The sequence below is a fragment of the Brevundimonas sp. DW-iso22 genome, from assembly GCF_058725425.1.
In genome coordinates this window covers 363070-382151 of sequence record NZ_JBZXEB010000003.1, presented here as the reverse complement: position 1 = coordinate 382151, position 19082 = coordinate 363070, and the positions used below count along the sequence as shown (strand labels likewise).

18 protein-coding genes are annotated in these 19082 nt (G+C 66.6%); 9 read left to right on the top strand and 9 right to left on the bottom strand.

The genetic code is table 11. From position 1 onward, the window contains the following. Positions 1 to 129 precede the first annotated feature (129 nt). Together AC4PRM_RS05455 and AC4PRM_RS05450 are read right to left on the bottom strand one after the other, a co-directional pair. Positions 130 to 972: an outer membrane protein gene (locus AC4PRM_RS05455; RefSeq protein ID WP_492039076.1), complete on the bottom strand. Its 843-nt coding sequence runs from the start codon at positions 970 to 972 to the stop codon at positions 130 to 132. A gap of 344 nt (positions 973 to 1316) precedes the next feature. Beyond that, the gene (locus AC4PRM_RS05450) at positions 1317 to 2438 is read right to left on the bottom strand and encodes an AI-2E family transporter (RefSeq protein ID WP_492039075.1); all 1122 of its coding nucleotides are present in this window, start codon (positions 2436 to 2438) and stop codon (positions 1317 to 1319) included. Positions 2439 to 2535: 97 nt separating this feature from the next. Here AC4PRM_RS05450 and AC4PRM_RS05445 point away from each other — a divergent pair, with 97 nt between their 5' ends. Beyond that, the gene (locus AC4PRM_RS05445; protein ID WP_492039074.1) at positions 2536 to 4125 is read left to right on the top strand and encodes a helicase HerA-like domain-containing protein; all 1590 of its coding nucleotides are present in this window, start codon (positions 2536 to 2538) and stop codon (positions 4123 to 4125) included. 217 nt (positions 4126 to 4342) lie between these two features. On the opposite strand, the gene AC4PRM_RS05440 is transcribed toward AC4PRM_RS05445, so the two are convergent. Both AC4PRM_RS05440 and timA read right to left on the bottom strand, forming a co-directional pair. Continuing rightward, positions 4343 to 5347: an MltA domain-containing protein gene (locus tag AC4PRM_RS05440; RefSeq protein ID WP_492039073.1), complete on the bottom strand. Its 1005-nt coding sequence runs from the start codon at positions 5345 to 5347 to the stop codon at positions 4343 to 4345. A gap of 137 nt (positions 5348 to 5484) precedes the next feature. Beyond that, positions 5485 to 6126: a TIM44-related membrane protein TimA gene (gene timA, locus AC4PRM_RS05435; RefSeq protein ID WP_492039072.1), complete on the bottom strand. Its 642-nt coding sequence runs from the start codon at positions 6124 to 6126 to the stop codon at positions 5485 to 5487. A gap of 226 nt (positions 6127 to 6352) precedes the next feature. Here timA and secB point away from each other — a divergent pair, with 226 nt between their 5' ends. Further along, the gene (gene secB / locus AC4PRM_RS05430) at positions 6353 to 6877 is read left to right on the top strand and encodes a protein-export chaperone SecB (RefSeq protein WP_373256651.1); all 525 of its coding nucleotides are present in this window, start codon (positions 6353 to 6355) and stop codon (positions 6875 to 6877) included. A 19-nt stretch (positions 6878 to 6896) separates the two neighbouring features. On the opposite strand, the gene dnaQ is transcribed toward secB, so the two are convergent. From dnaQ to AC4PRM_RS05405, 5 genes are read right to left on the bottom strand one after another with little or no spacing between them, the layout of a single operon-like run. Beyond that, complete coding sequence (dnaQ, locus tag AC4PRM_RS05425; protein WP_492039071.1) at positions 6897 to 7607, bottom strand: DNA polymerase III subunit epsilon; 711 nt, start codon at positions 7605 to 7607, stop codon at positions 6897 to 6899. Positions 7608 to 7613: 6 nt separating this feature from the next. Then, the gene (gene coaE / locus AC4PRM_RS05420; protein WP_492039070.1) at positions 7614 to 8255 is read right to left on the bottom strand and encodes a dephospho-CoA kinase; all 642 of its coding nucleotides are present in this window, start codon (positions 8253 to 8255) and stop codon (positions 7614 to 7616) included. Then, positions 8252 to 9058: a shikimate dehydrogenase family protein gene (locus tag AC4PRM_RS05415; RefSeq protein ID WP_492039069.1), complete on the bottom strand. Its 807-nt coding sequence runs from the start codon at positions 9056 to 9058 to the stop codon at positions 8252 to 8254. The genes coaE and AC4PRM_RS05415 overlap by 4 nt, the downstream gene beginning before the upstream one ends. Beyond that, on the bottom strand, positions 9055 to 9657 hold the full coding sequence (locus tag AC4PRM_RS05410) for a Maf family protein (protein ID WP_492039068.1): 603 nt from the start codon (positions 9655 to 9657) through the stop codon (positions 9055 to 9057). Before AC4PRM_RS05410 ends, AC4PRM_RS05415 begins: the two co-directional genes overlap by 4 nt. Continuing rightward, the gene (locus AC4PRM_RS05405; protein ID WP_292173387.1) at positions 9654 to 10523 is read right to left on the bottom strand and encodes a pyruvate, water dikinase regulatory protein; all 870 of its coding nucleotides are present in this window, start codon (positions 10521 to 10523) and stop codon (positions 9654 to 9656) included. Before AC4PRM_RS05405 ends, AC4PRM_RS05410 begins: the two co-directional genes overlap by 4 nt. A gap of 526 nt (positions 10524 to 11049) precedes the next feature. Between AC4PRM_RS05405 and hemE the strand changes: the two genes are divergently transcribed. From hemE to mnmG, 7 genes are all read left to right on the top strand, one after another. After that, entirely contained in the window at positions 11050 to 12096 is a 1047-nt protein-coding gene (gene hemE, locus AC4PRM_RS05400; protein WP_492039067.1) for a uroporphyrinogen decarboxylase, read from the top strand. Further along, the gene (gene hemH / locus AC4PRM_RS05395; RefSeq protein ID WP_492039066.1) at positions 12093 to 13157 is read left to right on the top strand and encodes a ferrochelatase; all 1065 of its coding nucleotides are present in this window, start codon (positions 12093 to 12095) and stop codon (positions 13155 to 13157) included. Before hemE ends, hemH begins: the two co-directional genes overlap by 4 nt. Next, entirely contained in the window at positions 13157 to 13636 is a 480-nt protein-coding gene (locus AC4PRM_RS05390) for a CopD family protein (protein ID WP_492039065.1), read from the top strand. Before hemH ends, AC4PRM_RS05390 begins: the two co-directional genes overlap by 1 nt. Positions 13637 to 13844: 208 nt before the next feature. Further along, complete coding sequence (gene rho / locus AC4PRM_RS05385) at positions 13845 to 15269, top strand: transcription termination factor Rho (protein ID WP_373256666.1); 1425 nt, start codon at positions 13845 to 13847, stop codon at positions 15267 to 15269. Positions 15270 to 15399: 130 nt separating this feature from the next. Continuing rightward, entirely contained in the window at positions 15400 to 15630 is a 231-nt protein-coding gene (locus AC4PRM_RS05380; protein WP_492039064.1) for a DUF6489 family protein, read from the top strand. Positions 15631 to 15790: 160 nt separating this feature from the next. Beyond that, positions 15791 to 17101 (top strand): tRNA uridine-5-carboxymethylaminomethyl(34) synthesis GTPase MnmE, encoded by a 1311-nt coding sequence (mnmE, locus tag AC4PRM_RS05375; RefSeq protein WP_492039063.1) that lies wholly within the window; start codon positions 15791 to 15793, stop codon positions 17099 to 17101. Between the two features lie 93 nt (positions 17102 to 17194). Continuing rightward, entirely contained in the window at positions 17195 to 19054 is a 1860-nt protein-coding gene (mnmG, locus tag AC4PRM_RS05370) for a tRNA uridine-5-carboxymethylaminomethyl(34) synthesis enzyme MnmG (protein WP_492039062.1), read from the top strand. The last annotated feature ends 28 nt before the right edge of the window (positions 19055 to 19082 follow it).

Below are 19082 nucleotides of genomic sequence, written 5' to 3'. Positions count from 1 at the left end.
CGGCAAGCGGGCCGTGTGCAGGCCCGTCCGTAGGCCACCCATGCTGGAACCGGAACCCCCAAAACCGAAACGCCGGCCTCCTTTCGGAGGCCGGCGTCGACTTATCGCCGTTCAGTGATCCGGCATGGATCAGAAGCGGACGTTCATGCCGATACGAACGGCGTGAGTGTCGTACGAATCGAAGCTGGTAGCGATATCCGTGCCCGCCGTGTTCGGGGCCAGGATGAAGGGGTTGCCTGCGGGCGTCGTGCCGCTGTTGCCGGCGCGAACCACCTGACCGTCACCGTCCAGCGAGGTATAAAGATACTCACCCGTCACCGACAGGTTGGGGGCCAGACGCCACTCCAGACCCGCGCCGGCCTGCCAGCCGTCCATGTCGTCCTCGTTCGATTGCTCGACGAAGCTGTTGGCCGTGTTGGTGGTCGAGAACGTATTGTCCGCGCGTGCGTAGGCTGCACCGCCCGTGGCGTAGACCAAGGCCGGCCCAAAAGCGTAACCAGCACGCGCGCGGATCGCGGCCATGCTCTCGATTTCCTGCGTGAAGACATAGTTGGCGGGGGTTGTGCTGAAGCCCGTCACCGAACGCGCACTGTTCAGAGCGCTGACATCGGCGACGGCACCCACGACGAAGTTGCCGAACTGGAAGTCGTAACCAGCCACCAGACCCGCCTGCACGCCGCCCGAACGATCGCTGCAGCCGTCGGCAGCAATCTGGGTGCTGGCGCGGCCGGCGCAGTAGCCGGGGCTGAACGCGTCGTCGGTGGTGCCGTTCAGAACGACGGTGTCGTCGAACTGGCCGTCGAAGTCGCGGTCGAACACCAGACGCTCATCGTCGTTGGTGTCGTTCTCTGCCCAGCCGCCGTAGATGCCGACGTAGGGGCCGCTCCAGTCAGGGGCCGACTGGGCCAGGGCCGGGGCGGCAACGCCCGTCATCAGCAGGGCCGTCGAAGCCATAAAGAGTGTCTTGATCATGAGAAACAAATCCAAGGTAGTGGCGCGCACGCCGGGAAGCCCCCTTCCGGGCGACACAACGCGATGATTTTGCTGGCGTTCCCGCGTAACGGCGGCTGATCAGTCTGTGTGTCTTTACGGTCGCACCTGCAACCTGAGGCCCAGATACGACTAGACCGCCGAACTTTCGTCCGGCGGTCTGTCGGACCGATCCCGGAGGGGGAGGGAGGGACCGATCTCTAGCGCCACGGCTTCGGGGGGAGGGGAGGGCCGTGGCGACAGGTTCGAAATAGGCAGGGGTTGTGGCCAATCAAGGGCAGGACCGGCTCCTGAAGAGCAGTGAGGCGCGGCAGGTTGACGCGGGGTCAGTCTGCGGTGGCCGCAGCCTGGCGTCGGCTACGGGAGGCGGATTTCTCCTCCTCCTCGTGCGCATAGGGCGCGCCGTCGCCGGACAGCAGGATGGCCATCCAGCGCGAGCCCCGGAACTCGGCCAGGATCGCCATGGCCATGACGGCCAGCGGCGTCGACAGGAACATGCCGGTCACGCCCCACAGCTGGCCCCAGAAGGCCAGGGCCAGCAGGACCACGATGGGGTCGATATTCTGATTGTCGCCCTGCATGCGCGGCTGGATCAGGTTGCCGCTGATGAACAGGATCGTCTGCAGACCCACCAGCAGGATCAGCGCGGGCCAATAGCTCTGGAACTGCACCAGGGCGAACAGTGGCGGAACTAGTCCCGCGACGGCTCCGCCCAATACCGGGATGAAGCCGACGACGAAGATGACGAAGGTCCAGAACTCTGCATTCTGTAGCCCGACGGCCCGCATCAGGATCCATGCCACCAGACAGATCAGGGCACCGGTGACGGTCTGGACCCACAGATAGCCCTCCACGCCGCCCCGGATGCGATGAAACACCTCCAGCGCCTCGGCCCGGTCGGCGCGTTTCGGAAACAGACCAGCCATCTTGCGTCCGAAGCCCTTCTGGGCGGCCAGCAGGAAGCCCAGATAGATCAGGACGAAGAAGGCCCCGGACGCCACGCCCTGCGCCTGCATCGCCGCCTGGGTCAGATAGGAACGCACATCCAGTTGGGCGATCAGTTCTGTGGCTGTCGGCGGCTCATTGGCTCCGACCAGGGACCAGACATCCTGCAGGATCTGGTCCAGACGCGGCCCGATGCTGGCAGAGACACCACTGGCTTGACCAAAAAAGCCCGCCGCGCCATCGACGATGATGGCGATGGAAATGAAGAAGCCGATGGTCACGACCGTCAGCGCCGCAATTCCCGACCAGCGGGGGGACAGCGGCGTACGCTTCTCGATCGACCGCTTCACCCCGTCAATCATGATCATCAGGAAGATGGCCATGGCCAGGGGTGTGAGGATGCCCCTCAGCCAGTAGAGGGCGGCCCCGACTGCCACCACGGCGATGATCACCATGGCGTTGCGCGACACGGCCGAGGTCGGGAAGGTGATGGGCAATTTCATTGGCATATGGTCAAGGTCCCGGCGAGCGTCGTCAACGGCCTTGAACCTCGTGGCCCGCCGGTAGACGATGAGTGCGCAACCCCCGTTCGGAGTTCCCATGACCGAAACCGCCCCCAGTCTTTTCCTTGGCCAGTCCATGGACGCCGACAAGGCCTTCCAGACCCTGTTGCTGGGCCGGGCGAACCGGCACGGCGTCGTCGCGGGCGCGACCGGTACTGGGAAGACGGTGACGCTGCAGATCATGGCCCAGGGGTTTTCGGATGCCGGTGTCCCCGTCTTCTGCGCGGATGTGAAGGGCGACCTGTCCGGCATCTGCATGCCCGGCTCGCCCAATGAGAAGCTGCTGGCCCGCGCGGCCGGCATGGGACTGACGCTGACGCCCAAGGCCGCACCCGTCGTCTTCTGGGACCTGTATGGCCAGAAGGGTCATCCGATCCGCACGACGGTCAGCGAGATCGGCCCGGTCATGCTGGCCCGCATGCTGAACCTGTCCGAGGTGCAGGAGGGCGTGCTGTCGGTGGTCTTCCATGTCGCGGACAAGGAGGGGCTGCTGCTTCTGGACCTGGACGACCTGCGCGCCATGCTGGCCCATGTAGGCGAGAACTCTGAGCGCATCGGACGCGAGGTCGGCAATGTCGCGCCCGTCTCCATCGCCGCCATCCAGCGGGCGATCCTGCAGCTGGAACAGGAGGGCGGGGCCGCCTTCTTCGGCGAACCGGCCCTGCGGCTGGAGGACATGCTGCGTACCGGCCTGGACGGCCGGGGTCAGGTCAATGTGCTGGACGCCACCCGCCTGATGAACAGCCCGCGCCTGTACGCAGCCTTCCTGCTGTGGCTGTTGTCCGAACTGTTCGAGCAACTGCCGGAGGTCGGCGATCCGGACAAGCCGCGCCTGGTCTTCTTCTTCGACGAGGCCCACCTGCTGTTCACCGATGCGCCCGACGCCCTGCGCCAGAAGGTCGAACAGGTGGTGCGCCTGATCCGCTCCAAGGGCGTCGGCGTCTATTTCGTGACGCAGAACCCGGCCGACATTCCCGACAGCGTCCTGGCCCAGCTGGGCAACCGCATCCAGCATGCCCTGCGCGCCTATACGCCTGCCGAGCAGAAGGGGCTAAAGGCCGCGTCGCAAAGCTTCCGAGTCAATGCCGCCTTCGACACCGCCGAGGCCATTCAGGGACTGGGTGTCGGCGAGGCCCTGGTTTCGACCCTGGACGAAAAGGGCGCGCCGCGCGTCGTGGCGCGCACGACCGTTCGCCCGCCCGACAGCCGCCTGGGCCCCGCCACCGACGCCGAGCGCGCCGCCGTCATGGCCGCCAGCCCCGTGCGCGGCATCTATGATAGCCCCATCGACCGCGAGTCCGCCGAGGAAGTCCTGGCCGCCCGCCGGGGCGAGGCCGACAAGTCACTGGCAGAGGCCAAGCTGGCCGAAGCCCAGGCCAAGGCCGATGCAGCCGCCGCCAAGGAAGCCGACAAGGCCGAGGCCGCGCGTCTGAAGGACAAGGCTCGCCAGCAGGCCCAGTACGAACGCGACGCCGCGCGCGCCCGCACCTCGGCGCGAACCCCCGCCCGACGCTCGACCCGCGAAACCCCGATCGAAGCCGCGACGAAGTCGGTGCTGCGGACGGCGGGGAGCACGATCACGCGGGAGCTGCTGCGCGGCCTATTGGGTGGGCTGAAGCGGCGATAGGACAGTTCACCTCTCCGTTCGCGCAGGCGAATGGAGAGGACAGACCGGCGCGTCAGCGGCGGTCAGGTGAGGGCGGCTCCGTCAGAGCCGGAGATGTCCTAAACAGCGGTGTCGGCGGATAACAGTCCAACGCCTGCGCCGCCCCCTCCTGATCGCTGCGCGATCGGTCCTCCCCATCGCCTTGAAGTGGCAATGGGGAGGTGAGCGAGGGCGGATCTCAGCCCCTCGGCACCAGCCGCCACATCCTGAGCGGATGCCGCACGGCTCCCGCCTCTTCGCCCGCCGCCTCGCCCCGGCCCATGTAGAGATCGGCGCGGACGGGGCCGCGGATGGCGGAACCGGTGTCCAGCGCCACGACCAGACCCTGATAGCTGGCGCGGGCCCCGGCCAGATTACCGCCGTCGGCGCTGATCCAGACCAGGTCGCCATAACGCCAGTGGGCCGGGTCGACGGCAATGGCGCGGCGGGCGGGCAGGGCGATGCCTGCCGCCCCATTGGGATCGCCCCCGTCGTCGGGATCCATGGCAAAGAAGATGTAGCGCGGGTTCAGGGCCATGACGCGCCGCGCCTCAGCCCCGCGATGCGCGGCCAGCCAGGCCCGGATCGCTTCGCCGGACGTGCCGTTGGCGGGCAGCAGCCCCTGCTGGGCCATCGGCCGGGCGATGCCGACGAAAGTGCGGCCGTTATCGGCGGCGTAGGAAGCGCGGGCCTTCGACCCATCCTCGAATGTCAGATAGCCGGAGCCCTGGATCTGCATGAAGAACAGGTCCTCGGCCCGCATCCAGGCCAGAGGGGCTTGGCTCGACACCGCCTGCGGCGCGGCCTCAATGGCGGCGCGGTCGGGCAGGGTCTGGCCGCGTGACCACCCGGCAGGGCGGGCCAGGACCGGCGCGTCGAAGGTCGCATCCGGCCGACGCCGTGCTTGATACTCCGGCGCGAAATAGGCGGTCAGCAGGCCGGGCGAGCCGTCATCGGTCCGCGCGGCCACGACGACGAAGCCGGTCTCGAAGAAGGCCCGCGCGATCGATGGGGTGACGGGGCGCGACGTGCGGCGGATCTGCATGGCCCGGTCGCACTGGACCTTGGCTGCGGCATCGCGGGCCACGCCGCAACCGTCGACCCAGGCGTTGAAGGCCGACAGATGATCCTCGCTGGCCCAGCCGGCCAGACTGGCCGGGCCGTCGGCGGGCGGCGGGGCGTCCGGCGTCGGTTGCGAGGGCACTGGATATGATGGCGACGGTGACAGGGGCCCGGTTGGCACCATCGGCCCGCTGGAACAGGCGGCCAGCACAAGCGTGGCCATAAGGACCAGACCCGCCCGAACCGTTCCCAAGGAACGATCCGCGCGGTGGCCAAGCATCATGCCGAGGCGGATTCCGTCCGGGCGAGAACCCAGTTCGGGTCACTGGCCCCCAGGGTGCGCTCGAAGGTCCAGAGTTCCGCCACGCGGCGCTCCTCTACCTGTTCCTCGACCGCCTCGCCTGCCGGTTTGATCCGGTTGCGCAGCTCGGCCAGGAAGCGGACCTTGGTGATAGCGCGGTTCTCGTTGACCGTGGCCAGCTCCAGATCGGCGCGGGCGGGATGCAGGAACTCGACGGTCTCGGTCTCGCCCCGTGCCTCGCGCGCCGCGATGCCACCCTCGAAGCTCTCCATCACCACCGGGGCCAGCAGGGGCTTCAGCGTCTCGCGGTCCCCCTCGGCATAGGCCCGTACGATGGTTTCATGCGCCTGACGCGCCCCGTCCAGAAAGCGGGCGGGGTCGAAGTTCGGATCGCGCGCCTTCAGTCCCGCGATCGAGGCCAGGGTGACAGCGTCCAGGACGTTTGGGCGTGCGCCATTGGCAGGCTCGGGCACAGGGCCGGCACCGGCGGGCAACGGCGGCTTGGACCGGGCGTCCTCTTCGGGCTGGCGACCGACCTTCTTGCCCAGCACATTATAGAGCATGAACAGGACGACGGCAGCGATGGCGGCGTAGATGACGATCTGGATCTGGGCCGGCACTGGTATTCCTTAGGCTGTCGCCCGAAGCCGGGCGGCGCGAAGTGTGAGGATTAGGGGCTCATATGGGACGGCGCAAGGCGAACGCCACGCCGTGCGGCACCCTGGCCATTCCCGGGATGGTTGGTAGAACGCTCCAGATTGCCGTGTTCGCCCCCTCGTGTTAGTCGCCGCGCCTCATTGACGCCCGCATGCGTCGCCCAACCTTTCAGACAGATCGCGCCTCACGATGACCGACGTAACGCCCGCCCCGACTGACACGCCGACCGACAGCCAGAACGGCGCGCCCACCGAAGGCCAGCCGACCGGCCCCGGTTTCCGCATCGTCGCCCAGTACGCCAAGGACCTGTCCTTCGAAAACCCGCGCGCGCCCGACAGCCTGCGGATCGAGGGCAAGCCTGCCATCGACCTGGGTGTCGAGATGAATGCCCAGGGCCGCCCCGACGGCTTGTTCGAGGTCGAACTGCGTCTGACCGTCAAGGCGACCACCGACACCATGACCGTCTTCGCGGTCGAGCTGGTCTATGGTGGGCTGTTCGCCCTGTCCGGCGTGGCCGAGCAGGACATCGAGCCGATGCTGCTGATCGAATGCCCGCGTTACCTGTTCCCGTTCGCGCGCGAGATCATCGCCGGCGCGACCTCGGACGGTGGCTTCTATCCGCCCTTCATGCTGGACCCGATCGACTTCGCCGGCATCTATGTGGCGCGCCAGCAGCAGATCGCGCGCGGTCCAATGGACACTGGCCAGGCTTGATCGAGCTTCGGGGGTCGGCTCAGCCGACCTCCACTCCGTACCCTGCCCACAGCGAGTGATCCTTGAGCGTCGCCTTCAGGAAGGCGGCGTGGATGGCCCGTTCCTCGTCGGTTGAGCGCGCGGCCAAGGGGCGCTCGCGCGAGACATAGCCCTGGGCGCGGTCGGCGGCGACGGCAGCGGCTACCGCCTTGGCGGACGACAGGTCCAGGCTGCGTTCCTTGCCGCCGCGCAGTTCCAGATAGACCTCGGCCAACAGCCGCGCATCGATCAGGGCCCCATGCATCGTGCGGTCGACCAGGCTGATCTTGTAGCGTTTGCACAGGGCATCGAGAGAGTTGGGCATGCCCGGAAACCGGCTCTGGGCCAGTTTCAGCGTGTCGATCCAGCGGTCAGCCTCCAGCACTGGATGGCTGCACAAACCGCATTCATGGTCGATGAAGCTGCGGTCGAAGGCGGCGTTGTGGGCGATCACCGGCGCGTCGCCGATGAACTCCATCAGATCACGGACGATCTCCTTGAACTTGGGCGCATGCCTGACCTGTTCGTCGGTGATGCCGTGCACCGCCATGGCCCCGGCGGGGATCAACCGCTCCGGATTGACGAAACGATGGAACGTCCGGCCCGTCGGCAACAGGTCGTGGATTTCGATACAGCCGACCTCGACCAGCCGATCGCCCGTGCGGGGATCAAAGCCGGTGGTTTCCGTATCGAGGACGATTTCGCGTGACATGGCGTCTTAATGGGGCGCTTCGTCCGCCGACGAAAGAGAGCGGCGCGGGGGTGTCCACGCCGGATCCAGAACGGTCCCCACGATTTCGGTCACCCGTGCCCGCGCAGCCTCCAGCCCGTGGCCGGTATCTACGATAAAGTGGGCCCGACGACGCTTTTCCGCATCGGGCGTCTGGCGTTGCAGGATGGCGTCGAAGCGGTCGCGGGTCATGCCCGGACGGGCCAGGACGCGGGCGGCCTGAATGTCCGCATCTGCCGTGACCACCACCACGGCATCGACGGCGGCGTCTCCGCCGGTCTCGAACAGCAGGGGGATGTCCAGAACCGCCAGTTTCACCCCGCGTCGTTCCGCCACCACCAGATCGTCAGTGCGGCCCCTCGCCACGAGCGGGTGCACGATCTGCTCCAGACGCCTGAACGCCTGACCGTCCCGCCCCAGGGCCTCGGCCAGACGGGTACGATCAATGGCCCCATCGACGACCACGCCGGGGAAGGCCGCACCGACGGGTTCAACCGCCGACCCTCCCTTGGCATAGAGCGCATGCACGGCCTCATCCGCATTCCAGACGAGCGCTCCTGCCTCGGCGAACATCTGCGCCGTCGTGGACTTGCCCATGCCGATGGAGCCGGTCAGACCCAGCACAATCATGCGGTTTCCCCCAGAGCATCAAGAACCACGCGCCGGATATCCACCGGCGGCACCGGCACCCCGAACATCGCCTCGAATGAGGGTCTGGCCTGGCCGATCAGCATGGCCAGCCCATCCACGGTGCGCAGACCCTGCGCTCGTCCGTCCGCCAGAAACGGCGTGACCAGCGGTCGATAGGTCATGTCCATCAGGACGGCTTCGCGGCTGAGCCGGCCCACATCGAAATCCGGCTGTACCGACAGGGCATTGACGACGAGCGCGGCCTTTTGCAGCACCTCGGGGTCCGCCACCTCGATACCCAGGTCTTCGGCCAGCAACTCGGCCTTTGACCGCGTGCGATTGATCAGTCCGACCTTGGCCCCCGCGGCCTTCAGGGCAACCGCCGCCGCTCGCGTCGCCCCGCCCGCGCCCAGAATGACCACGGACTGGCCCGCCACGTTCAGATCCGGGGCCTGTTCGGCCAGGGCCTGCATCAGACCCTCTCCATCCGTGCTGTCCGCATGAACCCGCCCCTCCTGAAACGTCAGCAAATTGGCCGACCCGCAGGTCGAGGCCACGATACTGGTCTGATCCGCCAGGGCGAGCGCCAGGCTCTTGTAAGGGGCCGTGACGTTCAGCCCCGTCAGCCGCCCCGCGCGGCCCTCGTCCACCAGGGCGGCGAAGGCGAGCTCATCCATCGGACCGAACGGCTCATAACTGGCGTCCAGCCCCGCCGCTATGATCCAGGTCGAATGGATCAGCGGGCTGAGCGAGTGGGCGATCGGCTGACCGGCGACTCCGGCGAGGCGCGACAGGGCGGTCATGACATCAGCACGCCCGCACGGCGCAGTTCAGCCAAGACTGGCGATAACGGGAGGCCAAGGACGGTGAAATAGTCACCCTCGACCCGCTCGAACAGTTGCGCGCCCATGCCTTCCAAACGGTAGGAGCCGACGCAGGACAACAGGCCCTCGCCTTCGGTCGCCATATAGAGGTCCAGAAAGCCGTCGGAAAAATCGCGCATCGTCAGGGTCGCTGTATCCACGCCCGACCAGGCGATCTGACCATTTCGAGCCAGGGCCGCGCCGGAATGCAGCTGATGCGACCGACCCCGCATCTGCGCCAACCGCACCCGGGCTGCCTCCAGCGACTTCGCCTTGGATACCCGACCGCCGTCGAAGGCCAAGGTCTGGTCCGCGCCCAGCACCCACGCGTCTTCATGATGGCGCGACACCGCCAGAGCCTTGGCCCGGGCCAGTTCGACGGCTAGCTCGGCGGCGTCGTGATCGGCCAGCTGCGCCTTGATCGCGTCCTCGTCCACATCGGCGACATGGACGGTGAACGGTACGGCCGCCCCCTCCAGCATAGCGTGGCGGGCAGCGCTCTTGGAGGCCAGGATCAGACGTTCGCTATTCTGGCTCACCAGTTGGCTCCCGCGCGCTGGGTACGGCGCTCATTGAGGACGTTGATGATGGCTGCCGCCGTCTCCTCGACCGACCGCCGGGTCACGTCGATGACGGGCCAGCCGCGACGCTCGAAGGCCCGGCGGGCCTTGACCGTCTCGTCGCGCACGGCCTCCTGATCGGTATAGGCGCTGGTGTGGGAGGCGTTCAGCCCATCGATGCGGTTACGCCGGATCTGGACCAGTCGGTCGGGCGAAACCGTCAGGCCCACGACCAGAGGGTTCTTGAGCCCCACCAGCCGCTCGCCATCTTCCTGATTGGGAACCAGGGGCACATTGGCCGCGCGGATGCCGCGGTGCGCCAGATAGATGCAGGTCGGGGTCTTGGACGTACGACTGACGCCGCACAGGACCACGTCGGCCCCCTCCAGCTGCTCCGTCGTGCCCTGGCCATCGTCATGCGCCATGGCGAAATCCAGGGCCGAGATGCGGTTGAAATAGTCGGTGTCCAGCGCATGCTGCGCCCCCACCCGGGTCGACAGGGCCGCGCCCAGATAGCGGGACAGGGCCCCGACCAGCGGATCCAGCGCGGCGATCTGGGGCATGTCCAGCACACGGCACCCCTCCTCCAGCTGATCGCGCAGCTCGCGATCCACCAGGGTATGCAGAACCACGCCGGGGGCCGAGGCGATCTCGGCCAGGACGCGCTCCATCTGACGATCCGAGCGAACCAGGGCATAGATGTGCTCGATCGGAATGACGCCATCGAACCGCGCCACCACCGCCTTGGCCATGGCATTCAGGGTCTCGCCGGTCGAATCCGACACCAGATGCACGTGGAAATAGGTGGCAAGGCGAGATCGCCCGGCTGTGCGCGCCGCATTCATGCCTGTGCGCCCCTGACAGATGTCGATGATCGCAGGTGGGGATGATCGCTCACGATGGCACGGACTCCTGTGGACGGGCCGGGGCGCCGAAACGCGAAGACCGGGGTCCAATCCCTATAGCGCCCGCATCTTCACCCGGCGAGCGGGGACGACGGTGGACGGCAGCGAGCCTTCGGGTGCCAACTGTCCAGAAGGGTAATCCTGTCCCCCGATCGACTGTGGAGTTCCTTAACAAGGTCTTAACGACCCCCAGCTGGTCCCAGGCCCGATGAGCCTCAGAAGGCCGCCCGTTAAGGTCTCGTTAGAACTTATCCCCGTTTCCCCCAGCCTGCCGATGCGCCCGTCGACCGAACATGACGACCTTGGGACAAACGATCCGGAATCGGAGCGATGCTGACGATTATCCCCGCTGTCCCCGGCCCTACCTTCCTCCTCAATTCAATCTTCGATTCTTTTATTGAGAAGGAAGGGGGTGCGACATGGGCGGGCTTGAGCGGGGCGGTACCGAAGGCTAAGCCCCAATCTAATGATCACGCACCCTGACACCCCCCTGCTTCTCCGCGTTCTGGCCGGAGAGACGACCGACCGGCCTCCGGTGTGGTTCATGCGTCAGGCCGGGCGCTACCTGCCGGAATACCGGGCTCTGCGGGCCCAGGCTCCCGACTTCATCGCCTTCTGCCTGAACCCGCAGATGGCGGCCGAGGCGACGCTGCAGCCGATGAAGCGGCTGGGCTTTGATGCGGCCATCGTCTTTGCCGACATCCTGTTGATCCCCCAGGCTCTGGGCCAGGACGTCTGGTTCGAGACCGGTGAGGGGCCACGCCTGGGCGAAATGCCGTCCGTCGGCCATATGCGTGAGAAGGCTGAGGGCGCGGGCCGCTATCTTCATCAGGTGGGCCAGACCCTGTCCCTGGTCCGGGCCGAACTGCAGCCCGAGCGAGCCCTGATCGGCTTTGCCGGTGCCCCCTGGACCGTCGCCACCTATATGCTGGACGGACATCACAATACGATCGGCAAGGGCGAGCGCGCCACGGCCCGGAAATATGCCTACGAGGACCCCGCCCGCGTCGACGGCACGCTGGAGGTCCTGGTCGAGGCCACGGCCCATTATCTGAAGATGCAGGCCGATGCCGGGGCCCAGGTCCTGAAGATCTTCGAGAGCTGGGCCGAGGGTCTGCCGGACGATCTGTTCGAGCGCCTGGTCCTGCGACCGCATCAGGCGCTGGTGGCCCGTACCCGCGAACTGGGCGTCACCGTGCCCCTGATCGGCTTCCCGCGAGGCTCTGCCGCCCATGCTGAACGGTATGCCGCCGAGGTCGATGTTCAGGCGGTGGCCCTGGATACCGCCTGTCCACTGGAGATCGGCAAGCGGGTTCAGGCCATCAAACCCATTCAGGGCGCGCTCGATCCCCTGCTGCTGCGGGCCGGTGGCGATGCGCTGGATTGCCGGGTTGATCAGTTGATGGCCGCCTGGGGCGACGGGCCGTGGATCTTCAACCTAGGCCATGGGATCATGCCGGATGTGCCGGTCGCCCATGTCGAACAAGTCCTGCGCCGGATCGGTGCCCAATGACGGACGTTGGCCAAACACGCAGCGGACGGCGTATCGCCATCGTCCTGTTCAACCTCGGCGGGCCGGACGACCAGGCCTCGGTCAAGCCGTTCCTGTTCAACCTGTTCAATGACCCGGCCATCATCGGCCTGCCCGGTATCTTCCGCACCGCCATCGCCAGGCTGATTTCCAGCCGACGCGAGACCAGTGCCCAGGCCAACTATGCCCTGATGGGGGGCGGTTCGCCCCTGCTGCCCGAGACGCGGCGTCAGACCGAGGCCTTGCGCGCCGTGCTGGCCGATCGCCTGCCGGGGAACGAGGTTCGGGCCTTCATCGCCATGCGCTACTGGCATCCTCTGACCGAGGAGACGGCGGTCGATGTCGCCGCCTTCGCCCCGGACGAGATTGTGCTGCTGCCGCTCTATCCGCAGTTTTCGACGACGACGACGGAGTCCTCGCTGAAGCGCTGGCACGAGGTCTATGCGGGATCGGGCCAGAGCCGGACCGTCTGCTGCTATCCGCAAGGGATCGGCTGGATCCAGGCCCAGGCCGAGGCCGTGCGCCAGAAGCTGGCCGAGGCCGGTGACGCCGCCGTGCGGGTGCTGTTCTCGGCCCACGGCATCCCCGAAATGCTGGTGACCAGGAAGGGCGATCCCTATCAGGAACAGGTCGAGGCGACCTGTGCCGCCATCGCTGCCGCCGCCGGGCTGGCCCCCGACGCCTGGACCCTGTGCTATCAGAGCCGGGTCGGGCCGATGAAATGGCTGGGCCCCTCGACGCCGGATGCCATCAAACAGGCCGCCCAGGATGGGGTGGGGGCGATCGTCGTGCCCGTCGCCTTCGTCTCCGAACATATCGAGACCCTGGTCGAGCTGGACATCGAATACGGCGAACTGGCGCACGAGCTGGGGGTCTCGCCCTATCTGAGGACACCGGCAGTCGGTGTATCGCCCCTGTTCGTCGATACCCTGGCTGATGCCGTGATCGAGGCCCTGCCGCGACAGGGTGTTGCCCCGCACGGGCCGGGCTGCCAAGGGCGCTGGAAGGCCTGTCCCTATCAATGCCAGCGCAAGGCGGCGTGATGGACGTCGCCACCACCTTCGAGATCGTCCGTGGGCTTCATATCCTTGCGGTCATCGCCTGGATGGCCGGTCTGCTGTTCCTGCCGCGCCTCTATGCCTATGACGCCGAACAGGCCGCCAAGCCCGAGCCGCTGCGGTCCGAAATGCGCGCGCTGCTGTGTCCCTGGCAGCGCCGCCTGCTGAAGATCATCCTCAACCCGGCCATGATCGCGTCGTGGATCTTCGGTGTCTGGATGATCGAGATCCATGTCGTCCAGTTCGGCCAGGGCTGGGCCTTTCTGGCGCAGCCGTGGATGGCGACCAAGCTGATCGGCGTCGTCCTGCTCAGCGGCTGGCACGGCTATCTGGCGGGGCAGTTCAAGCGGATTCAGGCCGGGACTTCGACCCGCACCGGCCGCTTCTGGCGCATGACCAACGAAATTCCCTTCCTGCTGGCCATCGTCATGGTGCTGTCGGTCACGACGCAGTGGGTGTTCTGAAAAGCGGCGACGCTTGACCTGAGCGTCGCGCCGTGGTTTCGCTGGCCGCGAACCGTCCTCCGTCTTGGGGCGGTCCCTCTCTCTTTGCGACGCCCGCCGGTTCGACCGTGGGAGCCCGTCGTACTCCCCTGACCCTCGGGTCCGACATTTCCAGATTTTTCCCGCCCGCCCGACACCCTGTCCGGCGGCGATGACGCTGATGGCCCTTATGACCGACCAGACCGACACCCCCACTGAAGCCGAAACCCCCGTCGATGACGCCGCGACCGAGGTCGAACACGGCGCACCCGCTGCTGCCGACCTGCCCATGGTCGATCAGGAGGTCAGCGAGGACGAGGATGAGGAGGGCGGCGAATCCAGCGTCCCCAACGGTCGCATCACGCTCCAGGAGCTGAACGACAAGACACCCGCCGACCTGGTCGCCTTCGCCGAAGGCCTGGAGATCGAAAACGCCGGCAATCTGCGCAAGCAGGACCTGCTGTTCGCCATCCTCAAGACCCTGGCCGACGAGGAGGTGGAGATCATCGCCTCGGGCGTGCTGGAAATCCTGCCCGACGGCTTCGGCTTCCTGCGCAGCCCGGACGCCAACTATCTTCCGGGTCCGGACGATATCTATGTCTCGCCCTCGCAGATCCGCCGCTTTGGCCTGCGCAACGGCGATACCGTCCACGGAGCCGTGCGTGGTCCGCGCGAAGGCGAGCGCTATTTCGCCCTGCTGAAGGTCGACACCATCAACTTCGCAGACCCGGAAATGGTCTCGACCAAGGTGTTGTTCGACAACCTGACACCGCTCTATCCCGACGAGCGTCTGATCATGGAAATCCAGGATCCGACCCTCAAGGATCGCTCGGGGCGGGTCATCGACATCGTCGCCCCCCTCGGCAAGGGCCAGCGCTGCCTGATCGTCGCCCCGCCGCGGGTCGGCAAGACCGTGATGCTGCAGAACATCGCCAAGTCGATCGAGCGCAACCACCCAGAGGTCTTCCTGATCGTCCTGCTGATCGACGAACGCCCGGAAGAAGTCACGGACATGCAGCGCACTGTGAAGGGCGAGGTCGTGGCCTCGACCTTCGACGAGCCCGCCACGCGTCACGTCGCCGTCGCCGAAATGGTCATCGAAAAGGCCAAGCGCCTGGTCGAGCACAAGCGCGACGTCGTCATCCTGCTGGACTCGGTCACGCGCCTGGGCCGTGCCTACAATGCGACCGTGCCGTCGTCGGGCAAGGTGCTGACCGGCGGTGTCGACGCCAACGCCCTGCAAAGGCCGAAGCGCTTCTTCGGCGCCGCGCGCAATGTCGAGCAGGGGGGGTCACTGACCATCATCGCCACCGCCCTGATCGACACCGGCTCGCGCATGGACGAGGTGATCTTCGAAGAGTTCAAGGGCACCGGCAACTCCGAGATCGTGCTGGACCGCAAGGTGGCGGACAAGCGCATCTTCCCGGCGATCGACGTGCTGAAGTCCGGCACCCGCAAGGAAGAGCTGATCACGCCCAAGGATCAGCTGGCCAAGACCTATGTCCTGCGCCGCATCCTGAACCCCATGGGCCCGCAGGACGCGATCGAATTCCTGCTCGACAAGCTGCGTCAGTCCAAGAACAACGCGGACTTCTTCCAGTCCATGAACACATAATTCTGGCCCTATCGCTCGCGCCGCGGGCGCTCGCTATATGAGGGACCGTTCCTCAAGTAGCCTGACACCGCGTGTCAGGCGTTAGGAACATCAAGCATGTTGTTTCACGTGAAACGTACGGAGCGGAGCCATGAAGGTCACGGTAGAGGTGGATTGCACCCCGGCGGAAGCGCGCGCCTTTCTGGGCCTGCCGGACGTCGCGCCGCTGAACGACCATCTGGTCGCCGAGATGCAGCGCCGCATGGACGAGAACATCACCGCCATGAAGCCCGAAGAGCTGATGAAGACCTGGACCAGCTATGGGCTCCAGGCCCAAGACCAGTTCCGCAAACTGATGGACGCGGCGGTGCCCAAGGGGTAGTTGCTCTTGTCTCCTCCCCGTCGCGCAGCGATGGGGAGGTGGCTCCGGAGCGAAGCGGAGGAGACGGAGGGGTGTATTTCGCAGCCTTCACCCCTCCGTCAGCTCGCGAGGGGCTCGCTGCCACCTCCCCATTCGCCCAGCGGCGAACAGGGAGGAGACATTGACCGCGAACCCCACCATCTTCGCCCTCGCCACCCCGCCGGGTCGCGGGGCTATCGCCATCCTGCGACTGTCCGGTCCGCGCACCAATGAGGCCTTGGCGAAACTCGGCGCGCGCGAACTGAAGCCTCGCATGGCCAGTCTCCGGACGCTGACCCACGATGGGGCCATCCTCGACCAGGCCCTCGTCCTGCGCTTTCCGGGCCCGAAATCCTACACTGGCGAGGACTGCGCCGAGCTTCACCTTCACGGCGGACGTGCGGTCGTGGAAGGCGTGAGCGCCGCCCTGATCGCACTCGGTGTCCGCCCGGCCGAACCGGGTGAGTTCACCCGCCGTGCCTTCGAGAACGGCCGCATGGACCTTGCCCAGGCCGAAGCGGTAGCCGATCTGATCGACGCCGAGACCACAGCCCAGGCCGCCCAGGCGCTGGGTCAGCTGGACGGGGCCCTATCCCAGACCTATGCCGGTTTCCGCCGCGACCTGCTGAAAGCCCTGTCGCTAGTCGAGGCCGAGATCGATTTTCCGGACGAGGAAGTGCCCGACAATCTGGCTCGCACGGCGGGGCCTGTGCTGGACGCACTGATCGCGGACCTGAAGGCGGCCCTGGCGGACGCCCGGCGCGGAGAGCGGGTCCGCGACGGCTATCGCATCGTCCTGATCGGCGAGACGAATGCGGGCAAGTCGTCGCTGTTCAACGCCCTAGTCGCGCGCGAGGCGGCGATCGTCACGCCGATCGCCGGCACGACCCGGGATGTGCTGGATGCCGAACTGGTCATCGGCGGCTATGCGGTCACCTTGTCTGACACGGCCGGTCTGCGCGCCAGCGACGATCCCATCGAGGCCGAGGGCGTGCGGCGGGCGAGGGCGCGCGCCGAGGCAGCGGACCTGCGTGTGTGGGTGCGCGGTCCAGGTGATCCCGACGGTGTGGCGGCGACATTCGTCAAGGCCGACGATCTGACCGTCTTCACCAAGGCTGACCTCGGGGCGGTACCGCTAGCTCATGCGTCTGCACTCACCGTCAGCACCACGACCGGCGAGGGGCTTCAGGGCCTGCACTACTGGCTCGCCGCCCGGCTGCAGGCGGATCTTTCTGGGGCCGACTTCCCGGCTGTCACCCGCGAGCGGCACCGGTTGCGTCTGGTCGAGGCCTTGAGCGCGGTCGAGGCAGGCCGCCGGGCTTTGGACATCGCCCCCGAAATGGCGGGCGACGACTTGCGACGGGCCGCCGACGCCCTGGCCCGCGTCACCGGCGCCATCGGGGTTGAGGACGTGCTTGGCGAAGTCTTTTCAAGCTTCTGCATCGGCAAGTAACGCCGGTCTGTTTCACGTGAAACACGGTACGGTCTTACCGGCATGACCTTGTGCCGTCTGGCTTTTCGGCTCGGCCTGTCCTATGTCCCACGCATGAACTCCACCCCTTTCGACGTCATTGTGATCGGCGGCGGCCACGCGGGATGCGAGGCCGCGGCGGCGTCCGCACGCGCCGGGGCCAGCACCCTGCTGCTGACCCAGAAGCTCGAAACGATCGGCGAGATGAGCTGCAATCCCGCTATCGGCGGTCTGGGCAAGGGGCATCTCGTCCGCGAGATCGACGCCATGGATGGCCTGATGGGCCGACTGGGTGACCGGGCGGGCATCCAGTTCCGCCTGCTGAACCGCTCCAAGGGCGCGGCAGTCCAGGGCCCACGCAGCCAGATAGATCGCCGCCTCTACCGCGAGGCCATGCAGGCCGAACTGGCGCAGACGCCCAATCTGACCATGATGGCCGGGACCGCCGAAGCGCTGATCATGGACGGTGCCCGCGTCGTAGGCGTGACGACGGGGGAGGGGCTGGAGCTCCGCGCCGCTGCCGTTGTGCTGACGACCGGCACCTTCCTGAATGGCGTGATCCACAAGGGCGACCTGCGTATTCCTGCCGGACGCCACGGCGAGGCCCCGTCGACCGGCATGGCAGCAGACCTCTATGGCGCGGGCCTGATGATGGGCCGGCTGAAGACGGGCACGCCCGCGCGTCTGGACGGACGCACCGTCGCCTGGGACCGGCTGGAGATGCAGGCCGCCGATGACGAGCCCGTACCTTTCAGCTTCCTGACCGACCGGATTGACGTCCCTCAGATCGCCTGCGGCATCACCCACACCAATGCCGAAACCCACCGGATCATCGCGGAGAACCTGGGCGAGAGCGCCGTCTATGGCGGCCATCTGTCCGGTCGCGGACCCCGCTATTGCCCCTCGATCGAGGACAAGGTGGTGCGGTTCGCCGACAAGACCTCGCACCAGATCTTCCTGGAGCCCGAGGGTCTGGACGATCCGACCGTCTATCCCAACGGCATATCGACCTCGGTGTCGGATGCGACCCAGTCGGCCTTCCTGCGCACCATTCCGGCGCTGGAATCGGTCGAGGTATTCCGCTTCGGCTATGCCATCGAATACGACTATGTCGATCCGCGCGAACTGACCCCCGCGCTGGAGGTCAAGAAGCGGCCGGGCCTCTATCTGGCTGGTCAGATCAACGGCACAACCGGCTATGAAGAGGCGGGGGCGCAAGGGTTGATCGCCGGGTTGAATGCCGCACGTGCCGCCTCGGGGTCCGACTCTGTTATCCTCGGCCGGGACCAAGCCTATATCGGCGTCATGATCGACGACTTGGTGACGCGCGGTGTGACCGAGCCCTATCGCATGTTCACCAGCCGGGCCGAGTATCGCCTGACGCTCCGTGCCGACAATGCCGACCAGCGCCTGACTCCACTGGCTATCGCGGCGGGCATCGTATCTCAGGAACGTCGAGTAGCGTTTGAGATCAAGGCGGCACAACTCGCCGAAGCCGCCGTTGTTTCACGTGAAACACGGTTCACGCCCAAGGAGGCGGCTGCCTTGGGGATTCCGGTGAATGCTGACGGCCAGCGGCGCACGATGCGCGAGCTTCTGGCCTATCCCAATGTCAGCCTGGCCGATTTTGAAGCCGCCTATCCCCAGATCGCCACATGGTCCCGCGCCGTGCGAGATCAGGTCGAGATCGACGCAGGCTACGCCACCTATCTGGATCGTCAGGCGTCCGATGCCGAAGCGCTGCGCCGCGAGGAGGCCTTGGCTCTGCCTGTCGACCTGGACTATGCGGCCATCGGCGGCCTTTCAAACGAGGCGAGGGAGAAGCTGTCCCTGGTTCAGCCTCGTACGCTCGGCCAAGCCGGCCGGATCGAAGGCATGACACCGGGAGCTCTGACGGCCCTGCTGTCGCACGTGAAACGCAAGGTGGCCGCTTGACCCCGACAGAGTTCCAAGTCCTCACCAA

Coding starts and splice junctions, on each gene's coding strand:
- AC4PRM_RS05455 (WP_492039076.1), bottom strand. CDS start 972: ATGATCAAGACACTCTTTATGGCTTCGACGGCCCTGCTGATGACGGGC.
- AC4PRM_RS05450 (WP_492039075.1), bottom strand. CDS start 2,438: ATGAAATTGCCCATCACCTTCCCGACCTCGGCCGTGTCGCGCAACGCC.
- AC4PRM_RS05445 (WP_492039074.1), top strand. CDS start 2,536: ATGACCGAAACCGCCCCCAGTCTTTTCCTTGGCCAGTCCATGGACGCC.
- secB (WP_373256651.1), top strand. CDS start 6,353: ATGACCGACGTAACGCCCGCCCCGACTGACACGCCGACCGACAGCCAG.
- dnaQ (WP_492039071.1), bottom strand. CDS start 7,607: ATGTCACGCGAAATCGTCCTCGATACGGAAACCACCGGCTTTGATCCC.
- coaE (WP_492039070.1), bottom strand. CDS start 8,255: ATGATTGTGCTGGGTCTGACCGGCTCCATCGGCATGGGCAAGTCCACG.
- AC4PRM_RS05415 (WP_492039069.1), bottom strand. CDS start 9,058: ATGACCGCCCTGTCGCGCCTCGCCGGAGTCGCCGGTCAGCCGATCGCC.
- AC4PRM_RS05405 (WP_292173387.1), bottom strand. CDS start 10,523: ATGAATGCGGCGCGCACAGCCGGGCGATCTCGCCTTGCCACCTATTTC.
- hemE (WP_492039067.1), top strand. CDS start 11,050: ATGATCACGCACCCTGACACCCCCCTGCTTCTCCGCGTTCTGGCCGGA.
- hemH (WP_492039066.1), top strand. CDS start 12,093: ATGACGGACGTTGGCCAAACACGCAGCGGACGGCGTATCGCCATCGTC.
- AC4PRM_RS05390 (WP_492039065.1), top strand. CDS start 13,157: ATGGACGTCGCCACCACCTTCGAGATCGTCCGTGGGCTTCATATCCTT.
- rho (WP_373256666.1), top strand. CDS start 13,845: ATGACCGACCAGACCGACACCCCCACTGAAGCCGAAACCCCCGTCGAT.
- AC4PRM_RS05380 (WP_492039064.1), top strand. CDS start 15,400: ATGAAGGTCACGGTAGAGGTGGATTGCACCCCGGCGGAAGCGCGCGCC.
- mnmG (WP_492039062.1), top strand. CDS start 17,195: ATGAACTCCACCCCTTTCGACGTCATTGTGATCGGCGGCGGCCACGCG.